The sequence below is a fragment of the Corallococcus macrosporus DSM 14697 genome (genome assembly GCF_002305895.1).
GTDB lineage: Bacteria > Myxococcota > Myxococcia > Myxococcales > Myxococcaceae > Myxococcus > Myxococcus macrosporus.
On the sequence record NZ_CP022203.1, the window covers coordinates 1,643,734 to 1,663,743 of the forward strand.

Here is a 20,010-nt window from a genome sequence, read left to right on the forward strand (position 1 = left end):
CCCGCCTTCTGATCCGCGCGCGGTTGACGACTCGATTCCCTGTCCCTAATTCTCCGCCGCATGAGCGTTCTGGCGGCGGTGGTGCTGTGCGCGGGCAAGGGCACGCGGATGAAGTCGGAGAAGGCGAAGGTCCTTCACCCCATCCTCGGCCGGCCTCTTTGCGCGTATCCCCTCAAGCGGGCCCTTGAACTGGGCGCCACGTCGGTGGTCCCGGTGGTGGGCCATCAGGCGGAAGCGGTGGAGAAGGCCGTCCGCGCCCTCTTCCCGGAGGCCCCGTTGCGCTTCGCGCTCCAGCGCGAGCAGCGCGGCACGGCGGACGCGGTGCGCTCCGCGGAGGAGGCCCTGAAGGGGTACTCGGGCCGGGTCCTCATCCTCTACGGCGACGTGCCGCTCCTGCGCCGCGAGACGCTGGAGGCGCTGCTGGCCGCCCATGACCAGGCGGGCGGCAAGCTGGCCATGGTGTCCACCACCCTGGAGGACCCCACGGGCTACGGCCGGGTCCTCCGCGAGGGCGGCAAGGTGACGCGCATCGTGGAGCACAAGGACTGCACCCCGGCGCAGCGCCAGGTGCGCGAGTGCAACGCGGGCATCTACTCCGTGGACGCGGACTTCCTCTGGAAGGCGCTGGCGGACATCAAGCCGCAGAACGCCCAGGGCGAGTACTACCTCACCGACCTGGTGGAGATGGCCGCGAAGCTGGGCCCGGTGGGCTCGGTGGAGGCGGACGCCACGGAGACGGCCGGGGTGAATGACCGGGTGGAGCTGGCCGCCCGCGCGCGCGTGATGCAACAGCGCATCAATGAAGCGCACATGCGGGCCGGCGTGTCGCTGGTGGACCCGGCCACGGCCTACATCGAGGAAGGCGTCACCGTGGGGCCGGACACCGAAATCGGTCCGTCCGTCACGCTGGCCGCCGGCACCGTGGTGGGCAGGGGCTGCGTCATTGGCCAGGGCAGCGTGCTGCAGGCCTCCACCGTGGCGGATGACACCGTCATCAAGCCCTATTCCGTGTTGGAGGAGGCCCGCGTCGGAGCGCGCAATGTCATTGGCCCCTTCTCGCGGCTGCGCCCCGGGACGGAGCTGGCCGAGGACGTGCATCTGGGCAACTTCGTGGAGACGAAGAAGGCTCGCATCGGAAAAGGTTCGAAGGCCAACCACCTCACGTACCTGGGTGACGCTGTCATTGGTTCAGGGTGCAACGTGGGGGCGGGCACCATCACCTGTAACTATGACGGGGTGAACAAGCACCTGACTGAGCTGGGTGATGGTGTGTTCATCGGCTCCGACACCCAGCTCGTCGCGCCCGTGAAGGTGGGGGACGGCTCGTATGTCGGCGCGGGCACCACGGTGACGAAAAATGTGCCTCCCGGGAGCCTCGCTGTGTCGCGGACGCCACAGGTGACCAAGGAAGGCTGGGTGGCCACCAAGAAGGCGCGCCAGGCGAAGGCCCGGGCCGGTTAGGCGGCGCGGCTCTTGCTTGGGAACCAGGCAGAGCGCTGTAAGGCAGGGGTGTAGGGGAATCCCGCGGATTGCTCCGGCGGGCGTGGGCGTGAGAGAGAGGTGCAACTATGTGCGGGATTGTTGGTTACGTCGGTGACAAGGAATCAGCCCCCATCCTGGTGTCGGGCCTGAAGCGGCTCGAGTACCGTGGCTATGACTCGGCGGGCGTGGCGGTGCTGAACCAGCGCAAGCTCAACGTCGTGCGAGCCACGGGCAAGCTCCGCAACCTGGAGAACCGGGTGGTGGCGGACCAGCCGCCGGGCAACATCGGCATCGGGCACACCCGCTGGGCCACCCACGGCCGTCCCTCCGACGAGAACGCGCACCCGCACACGTACAAGGACGTGGCGGTGGTGCACAACGGCATCATCGAGAATCACCTGGCGCTCAAGGAGCAGCTCCGCTCGCGCGGGCACGTCTTCTCCTCGGAGACGGACTCGGAGGTGTTCGCGCACCTCATCGCCGAGGAGCTGGAGCGCGGCCTGGAGCTGCCGGACGCGGTCCGCGCGGCGATTACGCAGGTGAAGGGCACCTACGCGCTGGCGGTGCTGACGGCCAGCGACCCCAGCCGCATCGTCTGCACCAAGGACGCGTCCCCCATGGTGCTGGGCCTGGGCCAGGGGCAGAACTTCCTGGCCAGCGACGTGCCGGCGCTGCTCGAGCACACCCGCGACTTCGTCTACATGGAAGAGGGTGACCTGGCCGTCATCACCGCGGCGGCCGTGGACATCTTCAACCGCCAGGGCCAGAAGGTGAACCGGCCCACCCGCCGCATCGACTGGACGCCGATGATGGCGGAGAAGGGCGGCCACAAGCACTTCATGCACAAGGAAATCTGGGAGCAGCCCCGCGCCATCGCGGACACGCTGCGCGGCCGGATGCTCCTGTCGGAAGGCGACGTGCACTTCGAGGGCTGGAACCTGTCGGCGGAGAAGGTCCGCTCCCTGACGAAGGTCACCATCCTGGCGTGCGGCACCTCGTGGCACTCCGGGGTCGCCGGCAAGCACATGATTGAGTCGCTGGCGCGCCTGCCGGTGGAGGTGGAGCTGGCGAGCGAGTTCCGCTACCGCGACCCCATCGTGGACGGCACGCACCTGGCCATCGCCATCAGCCAGTCGGGTGAGACGGCGGACACGCTGGCGGCCTTCAAGGAGGCCAAGGCCCGCGGCGCCACGGCCATGGCCATCTGCAACGTCATTGGCAGCGCGATGACGCGCGAGGCCGACTTCTCCGTGCTCACCAACGCGGGCCCGGAGATTGGCGTGGCGTCCACCAAGGCGTTCACCACGCAGCTCGTGGCGCTGTACCTGCTGGCCGTCAAGCTGGGCCGCATGCGCGGCACCCTGTCCGTGCCGGCGGCGCAGGAGCACCTGACGCACCTGACGCAGGTGCCGAAGATGATTGAGGACGTCCTCAAGTGCGAGCCGGCCGTGACGCGCGTGTCGCGCGAGTTCATGAACGCCCAGGACTTCCTCTTCCTCGGCCGCGGCCCCATGCACCCGGTGGCGCTGGAGGGCGCGCTCAAGCTGAAGGAAATCTCGTACATCCACGCGGAGGGCTACGCGGGCGGTGAGATGAAGCACGGCCCCATCGCGCTCATCGACGACAAGATGCCGGTGGTCGTCATCGCGCCGAAGCAGCCGCACGTGGCCTACGAGAAAATCATCGGCAACATCGAGGAGGTCCGCGCGCGCGGTGGCAAGGTGATTGCCATCATCGACGAGGACGACGAGCACGTGACGACGCTGGCCGACCACGTCATCCGGATTCCGGCGGCCTGCGCGCTGCTGGCGCCGGTGGTGGCCACGATTCCCCTGCAGCTGCTCGCCTACCACGTGGCGGACCTGCGCGGGAACGACGTGGACCAGCCGCGCAACCTGGCCAAGAGCGTGACGGTGGAGTAGCGCGCCGCGCGGCCTTGCGCCCTGTAGCGCCAGAAGCCCGGGCTCCCGAAGAGGGGGCTCGGGCTTCATCGTTTCCACGGCGGCTTCAGTCCTCCTGGCTCAGCTCCAGCAACAGGTCCAGGTCCGCGGCGGCGTCCAGGCTCTCCAGCAGCTCCAGGTGCTCCACCACCTCCTGGTCCTCGTCGGAGGGTGGGGCGCGGGGGCGTTGCGGCGCTCCAGGGGGCGGCGGTTTCGCGGGGACGCCGGGCGGCGGCGGCGCGGGCGTTTCCTGGGCCGCCGCGGAGGTGGCACCCAGCAGCATCAGCCAGACGACGGCGGGGAGCGCGCCGCTCACCGGCGCCGCCGCTCACGCAGGCGCTCCCGGACCTCCTGCCGCTGCTCGGGCGAAAGCCGCCGCCAGCGGCGGAGGTTCTCCAGCATCTGCTCGCGGCGCTCCGGGTTCTCCTTCAGGTACCGCCGCATGCGCTGGCGCAGCTCGGCGCGCTGCGCCGGGTCCAGCTTCCTCAAGTCCCTGGCCCGCTCGCGCAGGGCCTGCCGCTCCGCGGGCGTCAGGCGCTCGAGCTCGCGCAGGTTGGCGCGGATGCGCTCGCGCTCCTCGGGTGGAAGCTGGCGCCAGCGCCGCAGGTTGGCGCGGATGCGGGCCTGCTCGGCGGGCGGCATGGCCTTGAACTCGCGCAGCTTCGCGCGAAGCGCTTCCTTCTGCTCCGGCGTCATCTGCTCGAAGCGCTCGGCCGCTGTCCGCGGCGTGGGCGCCTGCGCGCGCGCCGGAGCGCCCGTGAGCAGCGCCACGCCCAGCACCAGCGCGGCCGCCAGGTTCCCGGCCCTCATCGCGTCACCTCCAGCTCGTGGAGGTTCGCGACGACCTCCAGGTCATCCATGTCGTCGAGCCCCAGCAGCTCGTAGTCCTCGGCCAGCTCCAGGTTCGCCGCCAGCTCCATGACGGACGCGTCCTCCAGCGCCAGCGGCGCGCCCGGGCCGGCGCGCGTCAGGAGCAGGGACACGGCCAGCACCGCCACCAGGCCGGCGGCGGGGACCAGCACCGCCGGGCGCGGCCACGTCTTCAGCCGCGCCCACCAGGGCGCGGGCAACGCGTCCAGCTCCGCCATCACCGCGCGCCGCGAGGCCGGTGAGGGCTCGAAGGCGGGCAGCGCCGCCATGCGCGCCACGGTGGTGCGCAGCAGCGCCTCCGTGGCGCGGCAGTCCGCGCAGGTGTCCAGGTGGACACGCAGCCGGGCGCCGCGAGCCGGGGGCAGCTCGCCGTCCACGTACGCCGTCAAATCCTCTTCGTAGTCACAGCTCATGCCCTGCTCCTCGCGGGCACGGTGCCCGTCTGCAGCGCCTCAATCCTGCGCGCCACCGCCAACGTGGCGCGGTGGATGAGGCTCTTCACGGCGGACTCGCTCGCCTCCAGCGCGTCCGCGATGTCCCGGTACGCCATGCCCTCGAAGCGGCACATGGTGAAGGCCGCGCGCTCCCGGGCGCTCATGTCCGCCAATGCCTCGCCCACCGCCCGTTCCAGCTCCCGCCCCTCCAGCGCCGCATCCGGCCTGTCGCCCTGGGGGCCCTCCCTGTCCCAGCCGTCCCTGTCGTCTCCGTCCGGCGCCGCGGCGGACGCGCGCGGCGTCCGGTACTCGCCGCGCCGCACCTCGTTGAGGCAGTGGTTGGTGGCCACCCGGAAGAGGAAGGTCTTGAAGCGCGCCGTGGGCTGGTAGGCCCGCGCGTTCCGGTAGAGCTTCACGAAGATGTCCTGCGTCAGCTCCTCGGCGCGCTCCCGGTTGCCCACGAAGCGGAAGGCGAAGCGCGCCACGCTCGCGTGGTGGCGGTCGAACAGCCGGGCGAAGGCCCGCCGGTCTCCCGCGGCCACCCTCAACATCGCCTGTGCGTCCGAGTCCGCGTCGTCCATGCCGACATCAACCCCGTTGCCCGGTGGAAGTTGCGGGGGCACTTCGCTTTGAACCTTCCCGGGGGCCGTGGCTACAGTTTCCTCCGTGTCCGACGCGCCGCGCATACATCCGCCCACGCAGCGGCTCATGGACGGCGAGGCCGAGGCGCCTCGGGAGGATGTGGCGCCCTGGGCGCCGCTGACGGACACCCTGGCTCGGGAGGATGCCGCGCCGTGGGTGCCTTCACTGGAGGATGTCGCACCCCAGGCCCCGCCGACGGCTGCAGCGGCTGGGGAGGCTGTCGCGCCCCGGGCGCCGCTGGTGGCCATGCCTGGGGAGGCCGTCTCACCGCGGGGGCCGCCGGGGGCCACGTCCCGGGAGGCCCCCTCGCCTTCGCCGCGCTCGGGCAAGCCCACGCCGCCCCTGGACCTGCCCCTCCCGGTGTTGGTGCTGACGGAGCAGGCACAGCGCGCGCCGGAGGCGGAGCGCCCCTTGATTGCGGCGCGCCTGAACCTCCAACTGGCGCGGATGGCCCGGACCGGCGGGGACCGGTTGGTGGCGGACACCTTCCTGCGCCTCCTGGAGAGCGGCCGGCTCACGGGGTTGGTGGATGCCCGGGGGCGCACCTGCCGCGCGGCGGCGGTGGAGGCCCTGCTGTCCCTGGGCTTCCCCTACGCCCTGGAGGTCCACCCCGAGGACCTGGCGCACCTGCGCGCCAACGCCCAGCAGCGCAAGAAGCGGCGCGGGAGGCCGGGTGCGTCCGTGGCGGTGTTGGTGGGCGGCCTGAGCGCGCAGGGGGCCCACGAGGCCCTCTTTCCCTTCCGGGACGCCAGCCTGCTCACCTCCCAGGTGGGACTGTCCCTGCTGGCGATGACCGCCTTGTGGCTTGCCCGGCCCGGGACGCCCGTGTACCGCGTGGGGCTGCTGATGCTGGCCCTGGTCTCCCTCGGCGGGGTGGCGCTGGCGCTCGTGGGCGCGGCGCACACAGGGGTGTGGGTGGGACTGGGGGGGCTGGTGGCCGCCCTCCTGGCTGCCCTCCGCGAGGGCTGACCGGCAGGATGCAGCACGGATGTCAGAGGGGTGGACTAGGGTCTACCCATCGCGTACTAAAAGCGCGTTCAGGTGAGCCGGGGTGGCTCGCCAATACAAGGAGCTACGAGCAATGGCCGTGAATCAGGAGAAGGAAAAGGCGATCGAGCTGGCGATGTCCGCGGTGGAGCGCCAGTTCGGCAAGGGGTCCATCATGCGGCTCGGCAACGACGAGCCGCTGATGCGAGACGTTCAGGCCATCCCGACGGGCTCCATCTCGCTGGACATCGCCCTGGGCGTCGGTGGCGTGCCCAAGGGCCGCATCATCGAAATCTTCGGGCCGGAGTCGTCCGGTAAGACGACGCTGTGTCTCCACATCGTCGCGGAAGCGCAGAAGCGTGGCGGCATCTGCGGCTACGTGGACGCGGAGCACGCGCTGGACGTGGGCTACGCGCGCAAGCTGGGCGTGCGCACCGATGACCTGCTGCTGAGCCAGCCGGACACCGGTGAGCAGGCGCTGGAAATCGCGGAGATGCTGGTGCGCTCGGGCGCCATCGACGTGCTGGTGGTGGACTCGGTGGCCGCGCTCGTGCCGAAGGCGGAGCTCGAGGGTGAGATGGGCGACGCGCACATGGGTGTGCAGGCCCGCCTCATGAGCCAGGCGCTCCGCAAGCTGACGGGCACCATCGCCAAGAGCCAGACGTGCGTCATCTTCATCAACCAGATCCGCATGAAGATTGGCGTGATGTTCGGCAACCCGGAGACCACGACGGGCGGCAACGCGCTGAAGTTCTACGCGTCCCAGCGCCTGGACATCCGCCGCATCGGCGCCATCAAGAATGGCGACAACGTGGTGGGCAGCCGCACCCGCGTGAAGGTGGTGAAGAACAAGGTCGCGCCACCGTTCAAGGAAGTCGAGTTCGACATCATGTACGGCTCGGGCATCTCCCGTGAGGGCGACCTCATCGATCTCGCCGCCAACGAGAACATCGTGGAGAAGAGCGGGAGCTGGTTCTCCTTCAACGGCGAGCGCATCGGCCAGGGCCGGGAGAATGTGAAGGACTACCTGCGCGAGCACCCGGAGATTGCGAAGGACATCGAAGGCCGCGTGCTGGAGAAGTACGGCATCGGCAAGACGCCGGGCGCCGCCGCCGCGGCGCCGGAAGAGGCCGCGCCCGCCGAGGGCAGCGAGAAGCGCGGCCGCGTGAAGGCCGTGAAGTAGGCGTGCGCTTCACCCGGGCGTTTTGCCCGCATAAGGCGATTCGCCCGTGAAACGAGAGGGCCGTCCACCGCGAGGTGGGCGGCCCTTTTGCTTGGCGTCTGGAGTTTCGCGTGCCGGTTCGCACCGCGCGTGGGTGACACGGCGCGTTGTCATTTCATCCATGGGGATGTTTCCTGCTGGATGGAAGGGCGCTCTAGACTCGCGGGCCTGTTACCCAACCCGCGCAACCCGGAGTGCCGCCTTGTTCGACCGATTCAAACGCCGCAGTTTCCTCCAGGCCGTCGTCGCTGTGGCAGCGACCACTGCGTTCGGATGTAACGACGATGAGACGTCGTCGGATGCTGGCGAGAAGTACTTCCCGCAGTCGGTGTGCTCGGGTGACCCGCGCCCGGACAGCGTGGTGCTGTGGGTGCGCGCGGTGGACCCGGACAACGCGGGCGCGAACACGCAGGTGCGGCTGGAGGTCTCCACCAGCGAGTCGTTCAGCAGCCTGGTGCTGGACCAGACGTTCACCGCGCAGGCGGCGTTCGACCATGCGCTGAAGGTGAAGGTGACGAACCTGTCCGCGCGCACGACGTACTACTACCGCTTCTCCATCGACGCGGGCGGCCAGAAGCACTCCACGGTGACGGGCCGCACCCGCACCGCGCCGGCCCCCACGGACACCGTGCCGGTGAAGTTCGTCTTCGCGAGCTGCCAGGACTACATCGGCCGTTACTACAACGCGTGGCAGCACCTGCTGCAGCTCGACGAGGACCTGGACTTCGTCGTCTTCCTGGGTGACTACATCTACGAGACGACGGGCGACGCGTCCTTCCAGTCCGTGGACGGCCGTGGCGTCATCTTCAGCGAGCCGGAGAAGGCGCTGCGCCAGGGCACGGGCCTGACGGCGTTCTACGCGGCCAACTCGCTGTCCAACTACCGCGACCTCTACAAGAACCTGCGCAAGGACAAGGTCATCCAGCGGGTGCACGAGCGCTACCCGTTCATCGTCACCTGGGATGACCACGAGTTCTCCGACGACTGCTGGGGCGACGTCGCGACGTACACGGACGAGAAGACCAACGAGAAGCAGACCGAGCGCCGCCGCAACGCGGAGCAGGCCTTCTTCGAGTACATCCCCATGGAGCACGGCGAGAGCGCCGCGGGCGCCATCGACATCAACGCCGTGGTGTCCCAGCCCACGCGCATCTACCGCGACTTCGAGTTCGGTCAGAACCTGAAGCTGCTGGTGACGGACACGCGCACCTACCGCCCCGACCACCTCATCCCCGAGGACGCCTACCCGGGCAAGGTGGCGGTGCCGGCCGAGCAGCTCGCCCTGGTGCTGCCGACGCTGCCCGAGCCCGTCCAGGCGCAGCTCCAGTCGGACATGTTCGCCTACGTGGACATCGACGCCGCGGAGCTGCGGCTCTACAAGGACCTCCTCACCGGCGTGTACGTGCAGCAGGCCGTCGCCGCGGGGCTCACGGCGGAAGAGGCGGCCACGAAGGCGGCCACCTGGATTACCGGCGGGCAGGCGCTCCTGTACGTCAACCAGGTGCTGAACGCCGTCAACCAGGCGCGCGTGGCGGCGGGCGAGGATGCCATCCCGGCGATTCCCGTCGACGGCACGCCGCGCGGCCTGGCCTTCGCCCACATGGGCAAGACGGGGCTCTTCGGCATCCAGGGTTCGCGCTACGTCGTGGTGAAGCCCATCTTCGACCTGTACGCGGCCATCAAGTACATGGGCTCGGCGGGGGCCTCCGAGGGCATCTTCGGCAACGAGCAGCAGGCGTGGCTGCAGGAGTCGGTGTCGCAGGCCACCAACGCGTGGAAGATCATCGTCTCCTCCATCTCGCTCACCACCATGGTGTTCAAGCTGAGCGACAAGGCGGACGTCCCGGACCCCACGCTGCGCCAGGACTTCTACTTCAACGTGGACCAGTGGGACGGCTTCCCCACGAAGAAGCAGGAGTTCCTCAAGTCCCTGCGCGACAGCAACGTGCAGAACGCGCTGTTCATCTCCGGCGACATCCACGCGTCCTTCGCGTCCGTGGAGTCCGGCATCCCCGCGCTGACGGCGCCGGCCATCTCCTCCGGCTCCATCAAGGAGCTGGCGGGCCTGGCCGTCATCGGCGCGGGCTTCTCCACCGGCAGCACCGTGTACCGGTACATCGTGGCGGAGCTGGACAAGTCGCTGAAGGAGGCCCACCCGGGCATGGAGTTCGTGGACGGTGACGCCCACGGCTTCGTGGTGCTGGAGGTCGGCGCCTCCGAGGCGAAGGCGTCCTTCCACCTCATCCCGAGCACGGAGATCGCCAAGGACTACTCGCTGCGCCAGCCCTCCGAGCTGACGGAGAAGTTCACCCGCCGCGACTTCGTCATCAAGGACGGCACCATCACCGCCGCCTGAGTGACACGGGCCTCACCCGCCGGGTGAGGGGCGAGGGCCGCGCCCAGAGCCACGTGCTCCGGGCCGCGGCCCTTGGCCGTTTGGGAGGGCGTACCGGCCCGGGAGGCGGGCTCACGCGAGGTGGCCGCCACCGCGCCCCGTCCGCCCGCCTCCAGCGTCAATCACGCGGCGGCGTCACGCTGGCGTGCCCCTCCCCGGGACGGCGTGCCTTGGCTCAGCCGCACTGGAGCAGCAGGTGCTCCAGCCGGTGCCTGGCCAGGTACTCCAGCAGCGCCTCCCGCGGCGGCAGGTTGCTGCGGTACGGCTGCTCGCAATGCCCCGTGTAGAGGCCGCCGCCGGGGCCGGTGTAGAGGCCGCCACCAAGCCCCCGGTACAGGCCGCCGCCGGGGCCGGTGCTCATCCCTCCGCCGGGGCCGGTGTAGAGGCCGCCGCCGGGCGCGGTGGAGAGGCCGCCGCCAAGGCCGGTGTAGAGGCCGCCGCCGGGCGCGGTGGAGAGGCCGCCGCCGGGGCCCGTGGAGGCGCCGCCGCCGGGGCCGGTGTAGAGGCCGCCGCCGGGGCCGGTGTAGAGGCCGCCGCCCGGCCCCACATGGCGGTCCCTCGGCCAGGTGTTCTTCAGCATGCGCGTCACCTCCCGGCGCCCTTCGCCTGGGGGGGCGCCCTTCTCCATGGCGGCTCGGCGACGCGAGTCCCAGGGGGCGGCCGGCGGGCGCGGTGGAGCGGGGTGGAACAGCGTCCCCGCCCGGGCTCCGGGCGGGGCGCGAGGTCGCGGCTACAGCGCGGCTTCCAGCGTCTTCTGGATGGCCTGGGTGCGGTCCTTCACGTCGTCGATGTTGGTGAAGGGCTTGTGGTCCAGCGTGAGCACGCCATCCTCGAACCGGGCGATCCGGCTGGCGGAGGCGCTGCCGGCCTTGTTCTGGATGACGACCTTCTTCAGCTTCTCCTTGAGCGCCTCCTGGCCCATGTCATCGATGCAGATGCCCTTGAAGGCCTCCACGAGCGGATCGATGTAGACCTTCGTCCACGCGCTCTCGAAGAGGTGGCTGTAGTCGTCCTCCATCAACGACTCCCACTGCACCTCGACGGGCACCTCGAAGTGCGCCGCCTCGTCGATGCGCTGCTTCTGCTGGGGGAAGACGTTCGTCTCGTAGGCCTTCTGGGCCCTGCGTTCGGGGAGTCCCATGGAGTGCTCCTCTCCGGGGTGTGGGTGGAAGTCGCGCGGCGTGAATATCCAGCGACACTGAGTATCGTGTCTTTCTCGGAAAGTCAGCCAGAGTGACGCGGGAGACGAGAGGAGCCTCGCATGGTGCCGGGTGCCTGTTTGACCGATGTGCGGTTGGTTCCTGCCCGGCCGGAGCACGTGGACTTCTGGCTGGAGATGCGCGCCGCGCCCGGGGCCCGGCGCTTCGTGGAGACCGGGGAGGACTCGCGGGAGCTGCTGCTGCGCCGCATCCTGGAGGCGGGCGCGCTGGGGCGGCCCGGCGCCCGGAGCTTCCGGTGGTTCGTGGAGGCCGACGGCCAGCTCGCCGGAACGGTGTCCGCGCGGGAGCTGTCGCGCGCGCACGGCCGCGCCGAGCTGGGCTACATGATGGCGGACGCGTACCACGGCCGGGGCCTGGGCACCCGCGCGGTGGGGCTGATGCTGGAGGAGCTCTTCACGCTGCCCTTCCTCCAGCGTGTGTGGCTGACGACGCTGGCGGAGAACGCCGCCTCGCGGGGCGTGGCGCGCAAGCTGGGCTTCACGCTGGAGGGCACGCTGCGCGGGCACTGCCTGTTCCAGGGGCAACGCAGGGACCAGCAGCTCTGGGGGCTGCTCCGGGACGAGTGGGCGTCTTCGCGGGCGTCGCGCGGGTGACGCCCGGGCGCCGCGCGGCGTCCGTCGTGGGCTGAGCGCTTCGGACGGCCGGTCTCTGGGTGCCCCGTGGGGGCCGGGTTATAGAAGCGGCGCCATGCACGCTTACGCCGCTGAGCTTTCCCAGGAGCTGGGCCTCAGGCCCGAGCAGGTGGACCGGACCCTCGCGCTGCAAGAGGACGGAGCCACGGTCCCCTTCATCGCGCGCTACCGCAAGGAAGTCACCGGCGGTCTGGACGAGGTCCAGATTCAGACCCTCTTCGACCGCGCCACCGAGCGCGCCGAGCTGGACGCCCGGCGCGACACCATCCTCCGCACCATCGAGGAGCAGGGGAAGCTGACGCCGGACTTGGCGAAGGCGCTCAAGGCGGCGAAGACGCGCACCGAGCTGGAGGACCTGTACCTCCCGTACAAGCCCAAGCGCCGCACGCGGGCCGCCATCGCCCGGGAGCGCGGGCTGGAGCCGCTGGCGGACCTGCTGTGGAAGCAGGACGGCCGGCGCGGCGAGGACGTGGCCGCGTGCGTGCGCCCCTACATCCACCCGGAGAAGGACGTGCCGGACCAGGCCGCGGCGCTCGCGGGCGCGCGGGACATCTGCGCCGAGCGCGTGGCCGAGGACGCCGGCCTGCGCCGCGAGGCCCGCGAGGTGAGCGCGCGCCGGGGCACGCTGTGCTCCAACGTGGTGTCCGCGAAGAAGGGCGAGCCGACCAAGTTCGAGAACTACTACGGCCACGAGGAGCCGCTGTCCCAGGCCCCCTCGCACCGCGTGCTGGCGCTCTTGCGCGGCGAGGAGGAGGGCGTGCTGAAGGTGAAGCTCTCCCTGCCGGACGACGAGGTGAAGGGCCTGCTCGCCGGGCGCGTGGTGACGAAGCCGCAGTCCCTGTTCGCGCAGGAGCTGCGCGCCGCCGTGGAGGACAGTTGGGACCGGTTGATGGGCCCCTCGCTGGAGGCGGAGCTGCGCGCGGAGCTGAAGGAGCGCGCGGACCGGCAGGCCATTGGCGTCTTCGGGGAGAACCTGCGCCACCTGCTGCTCACGCCGCCCGCGGGCGCCCGCGCGGTGCTGGCCCTGGACCCGGGCCTGCGCACGGGCACCAAGCTGGCGATGATGGACGTCACCGGCAAGGTGGTGGAGACGCTGACGCTCTACTCGGAGCGCGGCGCGGACGAGCGCGCCCGCGCGGCGAAGCTGCTGGCCGCGGTGGTGCAGAAGCACAAGCCGGAGCTCATCGCCGTGGGCAACGGCACGGGCAGCCGCGAGGCGGAGCTCTTCGTGCGCGACACGCTGAAGGCGCTGGGCTCGCAGGTCCCCGTGGTGTCCGTGAGTGAGCAGGGTGCGTCCATCTACTCGGCCTCCGAGGTGGCCCGCGACGAGTTCCCGGACCTGGACGTCAGCCTGCGCGGCGCGGTGTCCATTGGCCGCCGCCTCCAGGACCCGCTGGCGGAGCTGGTGAAGATCGACCCCAAGAGCATTGGCGTGGGGCAGTACCAGCACGACGTGGACCAGGGCCTGCTCAAGAAGAAGCTGGGCGAGGTGGTGGACTCGTGCGTCAACGCGGTGGGCGTGGATGTGAACACCGCGTCGCCGCAGCTCCTGGAGCACGTGTCCGGCGTGGGGCCATCGCTGGCGAAGAAGCTGGTGGCGCACCGCGCGGCGAAGGGGCGCTTCACCACGCGGCGCGAGCTCCTGAAGGTGAGCGGCCTGGGGCCCAAGACGTTCGAGCAGGCGGCGGGCTTCCTGCGCGTGCGCGGCACGGAGCCGCTGGACGCCAGCGCCGTCCACCCGGAGCGCTACGGCGTGGTGGAGCGCATGGCCAGGGATTTGGGCGTGGCCGTGAGCGCGCTGGTGGGCAACGCCGAGCTGGTGCGCAAGATTGACCCCAGGCGCTACCTGGGCCCGGACCTGGGCGAGCTGACGCTCAAGGACATCCTGGCGGAGCTGGAGAAGCCCAGCCGCGACCCGCGCGGTGACTTCACCGCGCCCCAGCACCGCGAGGACCTGCGCTCGCTGGAGGACGTGAAGGAGGGCATGGTGCTCCAGGGCGTGGTGACGAACGTCACCGCGTTCGGCGCCTTCGTGGACGTGGGCGTGCACCAGGACGGCCTGGTCCACGTGTCGCAAATCTCCACGCGCTTCGTGAAGGACCCCTCTGAAGTGGTGAAGGTGGGGGACCGGCTGACGGTGCGCGTGCTCACCGTGGACCTGGCGCGCAAGCGGCTGGCGCTCTCCGTGCGCGCGGTGCAGGAGGGTGGGGCGCCGCAGCCGTCGGGCCGTCCCCACGTCGGCGGGGCCACGGGGCCGGGCCGGATGACGGAGCGCGGCGGGCCTCCGCGTCAGGGCGCCCGGCCGTCCTCGGGCACGGGCCAGAAGCCCGCTCCAGGGCCCGCCGAGAAGAAGGGCCCGGAGCCGTTCAACAACCCCTTCAGCAAGCTCAAGCGCTGACGGGGCGCCGCCTCACGGCTTCGCGTCCACGGGGAAGGGACGGACCTCCCCGGCCAGGACCTGGTTGCGCGCCAGGAGCCTGGCGAAGCGGTCCGTCCCGTTGCGCGTGTCGAAGCGGTTCGCGATGTCCCGGGCCTGCTCCAGCGTCCAGGCGTGCAGGGCCCGGACGTCGTAGCCGCCATCAGCCTGGTGGTGGGGGAACGTCTTGGGCAGCCGCAGGCTCACGGTGTCCCGCTCCCCGGCCGCCTGCACCCGCTCCAGCAGGAAGGCGGCGGCGGCGTAGAAGGTGAAGCGGTCCCGGTAGCTGGGGTGGTCCAGCGCCCAGCCCAGGTGCTTCTCCAGCAGCGTCAGCCCGCGCGACAGGTTGTCCGTCAGCGCGAGGAACTCCAGGTGCTCGCCCACGGTGGAGAGGAACTCCCGGTTCTTCGCCACCAGGGCGTAGCCGCGGCGGTGGAGCTCGCGCGCCTGCTCCAGCTCGCCCAGCTTGAACAGCGGGTAGAGCACCGTGCCCAGCGTCAGGTGGGGAATCTCCGCGCACGCCTTGCGTCCGTCCAGGATGGGCTTCGCCTTGCGCAGCACCTGCTGCCACTCGCCCTTGTCGGCGTGGTGGTCCAGTTCGTCGTCCAGCTCGCACACGCGACAGTCGGTGAGGTGGTCCCTCCTCGCCTCCAGCCACGCGTTCCACAGCCGCTCCACCTCCTCCGCAGCGTCCCCCATCTCCCGCGCGGCCTGGTAGCGCAGCTTCAGCACCGCGCGCGTCCCGGAGTCCGTGGCCTTGAAGCACTGCTCCACGTCGTCCAGCGCGTCGGCGATCTGCTTGCGGGTGATGTGCGGGAACTCCTTGATGCGCGCCACCACCCACTTCTGCTTCCAGAACATGTCCTCCGGTTCGAAGCGCTTCGGGTCCTTCTTCTGCTGGCCCCGGCACCACGCGAAGGCCACCAGCGCCTTGTCCGGGAAGCCGCCGAAGGTCGCCGCGTCGATGAGCGCGTCCCGCATCCGGTAGCCCAGGCCCACGTCCTTGTGCGTGTCCGCCAGGCGCACCGCCTCTTCCAGGAGCCGCACCTTGCCTTCGCCTTCGCCCAGGGCGCCGGCCTGGTTGAAGAGCGCCTTCACCTGCTCGCGCCAGTCACCGCTCATCAGTGCAGCCCCCGGGGGCCCGCGCCGCCGCTGCCTTCGTCGCCGCCGCGCCCGCCCTCCCCGCCCAGGTGCGCGGAGAGGAGGCCCAGCAGGCCCTGGTTCAGCAGCACCAGCTCCTGGGCATTCAGCGGGTGGTGTCCCAGGAGCAGGGCCTGCACGTAGAGCATCTCCACCGACAGCTTCAGCATGTCCCGGTCCGCCACCGCCGCCAGCCGCCGCACCACCGGGTTGTGGAGGTTGAAGCAGAGCTGCGCCGGCTCGCCGCCCGCCGCCGCCACGACGCTGTCCAGCACGCCGGCGAACAAGTCATCCGACTCCTCGCGGGCCCGCTCGACGTCGCGCCGGAACGCGCCCTCCGCGTCCGCGCTGTAGAGCGTGGGCACCTCCGCCGGGTAGAACTTCTTCACCACCGCGCCGCAGCGGAACGGCGCCAGCACGCGCTCCGCCATGCGCAGCAGCGGGAAGGTGGCCTCGCGCTCGTCCAGGGTGAGCTCCTCGAAGCTCTGCGGCAGGTCCGCGGAGGAGAAGGGCTCCACCTGCACGTCCGGCACCGCGTGCGGCAGCTTCTCCAGCAGCGACGTGTCGTGCGTGTACGCCGCGTTGATGATGCACAGGCCCTGGGCGCTGGCCACCTGGGCAATCTGCCGGAAGCCGTCCAGCGTGGACGTGTAGCGCACCACCGGGTGCGCGCGCCGGTAGTCCGCCAGCGTCATCATCCCCATCGACGTCTCGAAGGGGAGCCAGTGGATGATGAGGCGGTAGAAGTCGTCGTCATCCAGCGCCAGCGCCTTCACGCTCAGCCCGTGCAGGGCAATCAGCCGCTGGAGCGCGCGCGGGTCCTCGCGCGCCAGCTCCATCAGGTAGCCGCGCAGGGACTGTCCCAGGGACTCGCGCGCCGCGGCGAGCGCCTCGTCCTCATAGAAGGACTCCCGGCTGGCGGTGGGCCGCAGCGCGTTGGCGTTCACCACGCACTTCACGAAGAAGGCCCAGTCCGGCAGCAGGTTCTCCGCGCTCTCCGACAGCAGCATGTGCTTGAGGTACACCCGGTGCTTCTGCCGCGAGTTGAAGTGCGGCGACGCGGGCAGCACGTAGGCCACCCCGTCCACGTCTCCCGCAGTGGAGCGCAGCGGGATGCAGTCGACGAAGTCCGTGTCGAACAGCTCGCGCCCGTAGGCGAGCAGCGCCTTGCGCCGCTCCGCCGCGCTGTCGTACTCGCGGCGCCAGGGGACGCCGGAGGTGTCCAGCCGCTCGGCGCCCTCGGGCGTGGTGAGGTGGACGGGGAAGGGCAGCAGGCCGCCGTAGTGGCTGGCGAGGTTTCGCAGCCGCTGGGCCGTGAACCAGTGCGTCATGTCCGGGCGGGCCACCAGGAACACCTGGGTGCCGGGCTGGGCGAGCGGGTGCTCGGAGGGCCGCACGGCGTACGTGCCGTCGTGCCGGCCGCGCCACTCCAGCGTGCGCCCGTCGCCGCGCGCCGAGCGCGTCACCACCAGCAGCTCGTCACACACCATGAAGCAGGACAGCAGGCCGATGCCGAACTGGCCGATGAAGTCGTTGCGGCGGGCCTCCAGGGCCTCGCGCTTGGAGGACTCACCGATGGTGGCCAGGAAGCGGTGGATTTCGTCCTCCGTCAGCCCCACGCCGTCGTCGGTGAAGAGCAGGGTGGGCGGGCTGCCGTCCTGCTTCTCCATCAGCTCCAGCCGGACGGTGCCAGCGTGGCCGGGCTCCAGGAGCTGGCGGGCGCGGATGGCATCGGTGGCGTTCTGGAGCAGCTCGCGTACGTAGACGCCCGGGGAGCTGTACAGGTGGTGAGACAGGAGGTCGATGACCCCGCGGAGGCTGACTTGAAATCGGTGGTCCACGTGCCGCCGACGTTAGCGCACGCCCCCCGTCGTATCGACAGCCGAATCGAGCTTGAGACGTGCCCCGCACTTGGGCATCCATGGCGGGCCCTTGATTGGCTGCTCGGGTGGCGTCAGGGGGCAAGCCGGCCGTGGGGCACGTGTCACCACGGTGGCGGCAGGTCTTCACCTCGTAATCAGGAGTGGATGGATATGCGGACGAAGCTCATGGCAGTGGTGGCGGGCGCGGCAATGGCCTTCGGCGGGACGGCGGCGGCGCAGGGCACTCCGGCGCCCGTGAAGCCCGCGGCGACCACCAAGGCCCCGACGGCGGCGGCCCGGGGCAAGGCGGAGGTGACGTGGTGGGGCCACGCGGCCTTCGTGATTCGCAGCCCGGGCGGCGCGGTGATTGCAATCGACCCCTGGCTCACCAACCCCAAGGCCCCCAAGGGCGCCGCGCAGCCGGAGGCGCTGGACGCCATCCTCCTCACCCACGGCCACTTCGACCACGTGGGCGAGGCCAAGGCGCTGGCGGAGAAGACGGGCGCCAAGGTCTACGGCTCCTTCGAGCTCATCAACCTGCTGGGCCTGCCGGAGGCCCAGGCCGTGGGCGCCAACGCGGGCGGGACCTTCCGGGTGAAGGACGTCACGCTCCACCTGGTGGAGGCGGTCCACTCCAGCAGCTACGCCGCGGACCCCAAGTCGCCGGCGCAGTACGCGGGCGCGCCCCTGGGCTACGTGCTCAAAATCGACAAGGGCCCCACGTTGTACCACGCGGGTGACACGGGCGCCTTCGAGGGCATGTCGCTCATCGCCACCCAGTTCAAGCCCACCGTGGCGCTGCTGCCCGTGGGCGGCCACTTCACCATGGGGCCCGCGGAGGCCGCCCAGGCGGTGCGCCTCTTGAAGGTCAAGAGCGTGATTCCCATGCACTACGGCACCTTCCCGCTGCTCCAGGGCACCCCGGACGCGCTGACTGGGGAGCTGAAGAAGCTGCGCAGCACGGCCAGGGTGGTGACCCCGGAGCCCGGCGTAACGACGGCGCTGTAATCGCCGGGGGAGATGGTTGGGCCCGGTAGAAGTGGCGGTTCTACGCCCGCTGACTTCCGGGCCTTGACCCTGTCCCGTGGCCGAGTGGAAACCGGGATGCCCCTGGGTTACATCCCGCTTCTTTCTTTCGCGCGCGTGAGTCCTTCCCGCGAGCGTCCAGGGGTGTTCGGGTGTTGGACTTCACCAAGGCAGGGTGGCTGTTGCCACTCCTGACGGAGACGGTCGCCTTTGAAGCGGGCGCACCGGCGCCGTCCGTCCCGCCGCTGGGCTCCGGACGGGCCCGTGCCCGCGCGCACCTGCGCCGGACGCTGCGCGCCACGGGCCTGCTGTACGGCACGCCCGCGGACGCCCCCTCCGCGGCGGAGCTGGCCCCGCCCACCGAGTCCCAGGCGCGCTTGCTGGAGGACCAGCTCTTCCACGCGGTGGTGCGGACCCTGGCGTTGATGGCGCTGGAGCTGGGCCGGCTCGTGGGGACTCCAACGGCCGTGCGCACCGAGCAGCTCCTGGTCCTCTTCGCGGTGCTCGCGGGAGAGCTGGAGCTGGCGCGGACGCTGGATGTGACGATTGCCTCCGGGCGTCCGGTGTCCCGGCGGCTGGCGGCGAAGGTGGAGGCGTCGCTGGTGAAGCGCTCGCCCGTGCTGGCGGGGGACCCGGTGTACGGGCTGGTGCTGCACAACGGCGCGCAGTACGCGGACGCGCAGCTCTTCTGCCGGCAGGCCATTGACTACTTCTCGCGTGGCACGCTGCACCGCGAGCGGGCGCAGCGGCGCCTGGACTTCGCGGCGCGGCAGAAGGCGCTGCTGGTGGACGTGCTCACGGGGCTGGCGTGTGTGGACCGGGTGCCGGGCCTGTCCGCGCGCCGCGCCATCCTGCGGCAGGTGGAGTCCCTGCGGCTGCCGGCGGCGATGACGTCCGAGCTCAAGGCCGCGGTGAAGCAGTCCTTCGCGCGCCGCCGCCCGGTGCGGGACGTGGTGCGCCAGGTGCGCAGCGTGGACGTGCGCCACTTCCTGCTGGAGCAGACGCTGCTGGCGGCGCTGGTGGACGGCCGCAAGACGCGGCGCGAGCGCGTGTTCATCCGCGAGCTGGCGCAGGCGCTCCAGGTTTCGGACGCGGAGCTGCACCGGCTGGAGCTGGAGATGGCGGAGTTCTACGCCCGCCACCGCGCCATCGTGGATGTCTTCACCGTGTCGGACGCGGCGGGCGCCATGGGGGACGACCTGGTGGCCGGCATCCAGGAGACGCTGGAGAAGAACTTCTACCGGCTGATCCAGGAGGTCCGCGAGACGGGGGACCTGGCGGTGCTGCTGACGAAGGCGGCCCGGCGGCAGCCGCTGACCGGCGACGAGCGTCAGCGCATGCGCGCGCAGCTCATCGACGTGGCCAAGGCGATTCCCGCGCTGGCCATCTTCGCCGCGCCGGGCGGCGTCCTGCTGCTCGCGGCGCTGGCGAAGGTGCTGCCCTTCAGCCTGCTGCCCAGCGCCTTCCAGGAGGCCGCGCCCGTGGAGGAGGACTTCGAGGACGTGGGGCCGGAGCGGGAGGCGGGGTAGGCACCCGAATCGACCCTGAGCGTCATGAGCGGCGGGCTGCCCTGATTGATGCTGCTGCTCCGCGACGTACGCCGCCGATTGTGCTGGGACGCTCCGGGCCATGCCGCCGTGCCTCGGCACGTTCCGAGTATCTACGCGATGCGCGGCTGCTGGCATGCTCTGCATGCTGCCAGCCTGGCCCCACAGCTCGCTGGCTCTGCGGAAAGGACGAAG

Annotated in this window: 17 protein-coding genes; 9 read left to right on the plus strand and 8 right to left on the minus strand. The window is 70.8% G+C overall.

From position 1 onward, the window contains the following. The first annotated feature begins 48 nt into the window (after positions 1 to 48). Together glmU and glmS are read left to right on the plus strand one after the other, a co-directional pair. A complete protein-coding gene (gene glmU / locus MYMAC_RS06925) occupies positions 49 to 1,461 on the plus strand; it encodes a bifunctional UDP-N-acetylglucosamine diphosphorylase/glucosamine-1-phosphate N-acetyltransferase GlmU (RefSeq protein ID WP_420810045.1) in 1,413 nt (470 codons plus the stop codon). Positions 1,462 to 1,568: 107 nt separating this feature from the next. Then, positions 1,569 to 3,404 carry a glutamine--fructose-6-phosphate transaminase (isomerizing) gene (gene glmS, locus MYMAC_RS06930; RefSeq protein WP_013935472.1) on the plus strand — a complete coding sequence of 612 codons (1,836 nt, stop codon included), beginning with the start codon at positions 1,569 to 1,571 and terminating at the stop codon, positions 3,402 to 3,404. A gap of 85 nt (positions 3,405 to 3,489) precedes the next feature. Here glmS and MYMAC_RS06935 read toward each other — a convergent pair whose 3' ends face one another. From MYMAC_RS06935 to MYMAC_RS06950, 4 genes are read right to left on the minus strand one after another with little or no spacing between them, the layout of a single operon-like run. Continuing rightward, positions 3,490 to 3,738: a hypothetical protein gene (locus MYMAC_RS06935; protein WP_095957499.1), complete on the minus strand. Its 249-nt coding sequence runs from the start codon at positions 3,736 to 3,738 to the stop codon at positions 3,490 to 3,492. Continuing rightward, entirely contained in the window at positions 3,735 to 4,232 is a 498-nt protein-coding gene (locus MYMAC_RS06940) for a DUF3106 domain-containing protein (RefSeq protein WP_095957500.1), read from the minus strand. Before MYMAC_RS06940 ends, MYMAC_RS06935 begins: the two co-directional genes overlap by 4 nt. Further along, positions 4,229 to 4,705: an anti-sigma factor family protein gene (locus MYMAC_RS06945; protein ID WP_095957501.1), complete on the minus strand. Its 477-nt coding sequence runs from the start codon at positions 4,703 to 4,705 to the stop codon at positions 4,229 to 4,231. The genes MYMAC_RS06940 and MYMAC_RS06945 overlap by 4 nt, the downstream gene beginning before the upstream one ends. After that, on the minus strand, positions 4,702 to 5,307 hold the full coding sequence (locus tag MYMAC_RS06950) for an RNA polymerase sigma factor (protein WP_013935468.1): 606 nt from the start codon (positions 5,305 to 5,307) through the stop codon (positions 4,702 to 4,704). The genes MYMAC_RS06945 and MYMAC_RS06950 overlap by 4 nt, the downstream gene beginning before the upstream one ends. A gap of 67 nt (positions 5,308 to 5,374) precedes the next feature. On the opposite strand from MYMAC_RS06950, the gene MYMAC_RS06955 reads away from it, so the two are divergent. From MYMAC_RS06955 to MYMAC_RS06965, 3 genes are all read left to right on the plus strand, one after another. Further along, complete coding sequence (locus MYMAC_RS06955; protein WP_239989389.1) at positions 5,375 to 6,337, plus strand: hypothetical protein; 963 nt, start codon at positions 5,375 to 5,377, stop codon at positions 6,335 to 6,337. A gap of 112 nt (positions 6,338 to 6,449) precedes the next feature. Next, the gene (recA, locus tag MYMAC_RS06960) at positions 6,450 to 7,538 is read left to right on the plus strand and encodes a recombinase RecA (protein WP_095957502.1); all 1,089 of its coding nucleotides are present in this window, start codon (positions 6,450 to 6,452) and stop codon (positions 7,536 to 7,538) included. A gap of 166 nt (positions 7,539 to 7,704) precedes the next feature. Then, positions 7,705 to 9,933, plus strand: a complete 2,229-nt coding sequence (locus tag MYMAC_RS06965) for an alkaline phosphatase D family protein (protein WP_095957503.1) — start codon at positions 7,705 to 7,707, stop codon at positions 9,931 to 9,933. A gap of 214 nt (positions 9,934 to 10,147) precedes the next feature. Here MYMAC_RS06965 and MYMAC_RS06970 read toward each other — a convergent pair whose 3' ends face one another. Together MYMAC_RS06970 and MYMAC_RS06975 are read right to left on the minus strand one after the other, a co-directional pair. Next, positions 10,148 to 10,552 carry a hypothetical protein gene (locus MYMAC_RS06970; protein WP_095961502.1) on the minus strand — a complete coding sequence of 135 codons (405 nt, stop codon included), beginning with the start codon at positions 10,550 to 10,552 and terminating at the stop codon, positions 10,148 to 10,150. 150 nt (positions 10,553 to 10,702) lie between these two features. Further along, positions 10,703 to 11,113, minus strand: a complete 411-nt coding sequence (locus MYMAC_RS06975; RefSeq protein WP_095957504.1) for a hypothetical protein — start codon at positions 11,111 to 11,113, stop codon at positions 10,703 to 10,705. 120 nt (positions 11,114 to 11,233) lie between these two features. Between MYMAC_RS06975 and MYMAC_RS06980 the strand changes: the two genes are divergently transcribed. Together MYMAC_RS06980 and MYMAC_RS06985 are read left to right on the plus strand one after the other, a co-directional pair. Then, complete coding sequence (locus tag MYMAC_RS06980) at positions 11,234 to 11,785, plus strand: GNAT family N-acetyltransferase (protein ID WP_043709022.1); 552 nt, start codon at positions 11,234 to 11,236, stop codon at positions 11,783 to 11,785. Positions 11,786 to 11,879: 94 nt separating this feature from the next. Then, positions 11,880 to 14,222, plus strand: a complete 2,343-nt coding sequence (locus MYMAC_RS06985; RefSeq protein WP_095957505.1) for a Tex family protein — start codon at positions 11,880 to 11,882, stop codon at positions 14,220 to 14,222. Positions 14,223 to 14,234: 12 nt separating this feature from the next. On the opposite strand, the gene MYMAC_RS06990 is transcribed toward MYMAC_RS06985, so the two are convergent. Both MYMAC_RS06990 and MYMAC_RS06995 read right to left on the minus strand, forming a co-directional pair. Beyond that, complete coding sequence (locus MYMAC_RS06990) at positions 14,235 to 15,362, minus strand: hypothetical protein (RefSeq protein ID WP_095957506.1); 1,128 nt, start codon at positions 15,360 to 15,362, stop codon at positions 14,235 to 14,237. Further along, complete coding sequence (locus MYMAC_RS06995) at positions 15,362 to 17,221, minus strand: HSP90 family protein (RefSeq protein ID WP_095957507.1); 1,860 nt, start codon at positions 17,219 to 17,221, stop codon at positions 15,362 to 15,364. Before MYMAC_RS06995 ends, MYMAC_RS06990 begins: the two co-directional genes overlap by 1 nt. 186 nt (positions 17,222 to 17,407) lie before the next feature. Between MYMAC_RS06995 and MYMAC_RS07000 the strand changes: the two genes are divergently transcribed. Beyond that, positions 17,408 to 18,250 carry a metal-dependent hydrolase gene (locus MYMAC_RS07000; RefSeq protein ID WP_043709020.1) on the plus strand — a complete coding sequence of 281 codons (843 nt, stop codon included), beginning with the start codon at positions 17,408 to 17,410 and terminating at the stop codon, positions 18,248 to 18,250. A 170-nt stretch (positions 18,251 to 18,420) separates the two neighbouring features. Continuing rightward, positions 18,421 to 19,797: an LETM1 domain-containing protein gene (locus MYMAC_RS07005; RefSeq protein WP_095957508.1), complete on the plus strand. Its 1,377-nt coding sequence runs from the start codon at positions 18,421 to 18,423 to the stop codon at positions 19,795 to 19,797. The last annotated feature ends 213 nt before the right edge of the window (positions 19,798 to 20,010 follow it).

Coding starts and splice junctions, on each gene's coding strand:
- glmS (WP_013935472.1), top strand. CDS start 1,569: ATGTGCGGGATTGTTGGTTACGTCGGTGACAAGGAATCAGCCCCCATC.
- MYMAC_RS06940 (WP_095957500.1), bottom strand. CDS start 4,232: ATGAGGGCCGGGAACCTGGCGGCCGCGCTGGTGCTGGGCGTGGCGCTG.
- MYMAC_RS06945 (WP_095957501.1), bottom strand. CDS start 4,705: ATGAGCTGTGACTACGAAGAGGATTTGACGGCGTACGTGGACGGCGAG.
- MYMAC_RS06950 (WP_013935468.1), bottom strand. CDS start 5,307: ATGGACGACGCGGACTCGGACGCACAGGCGATGTTGAGGGTGGCCGCG.
- recA (WP_095957502.1), top strand. CDS start 6,450: ATGGCCGTGAATCAGGAGAAGGAAAAGGCGATCGAGCTGGCGATGTCC.
- MYMAC_RS06965 (WP_095957503.1), top strand. CDS start 7,705: ATGTTTCCTGCTGGATGGAAGGGCGCTCTAGACTCGCGGGCCTGTTAC.
- MYMAC_RS06970 (WP_095961502.1), bottom strand. CDS start 10,552: ATGCTGAAGAACACCTGGCCGAGGGACCGCCATGTGGGGCCGGGCGGC.
- MYMAC_RS06975 (WP_095957504.1), bottom strand. CDS start 11,113: ATGGGACTCCCCGAACGCAGGGCCCAGAAGGCCTACGAGACGAACGTC.
- MYMAC_RS06980 (WP_043709022.1), top strand. CDS start 11,234: ATGGTGCCGGGTGCCTGTTTGACCGATGTGCGGTTGGTTCCTGCCCGG.
- MYMAC_RS06985 (WP_095957505.1), top strand. CDS start 11,880: ATGCACGCTTACGCCGCTGAGCTTTCCCAGGAGCTGGGCCTCAGGCCC.
- MYMAC_RS06990 (WP_095957506.1), bottom strand. CDS start 15,362: ATGAGCGGTGACTGGCGCGAGCAGGTGAAGGCGCTCTTCAACCAGGCC.
- MYMAC_RS07000 (WP_043709020.1), top strand. CDS start 17,408: ATGGATATGCGGACGAAGCTCATGGCAGTGGTGGCGGGCGCGGCAATG.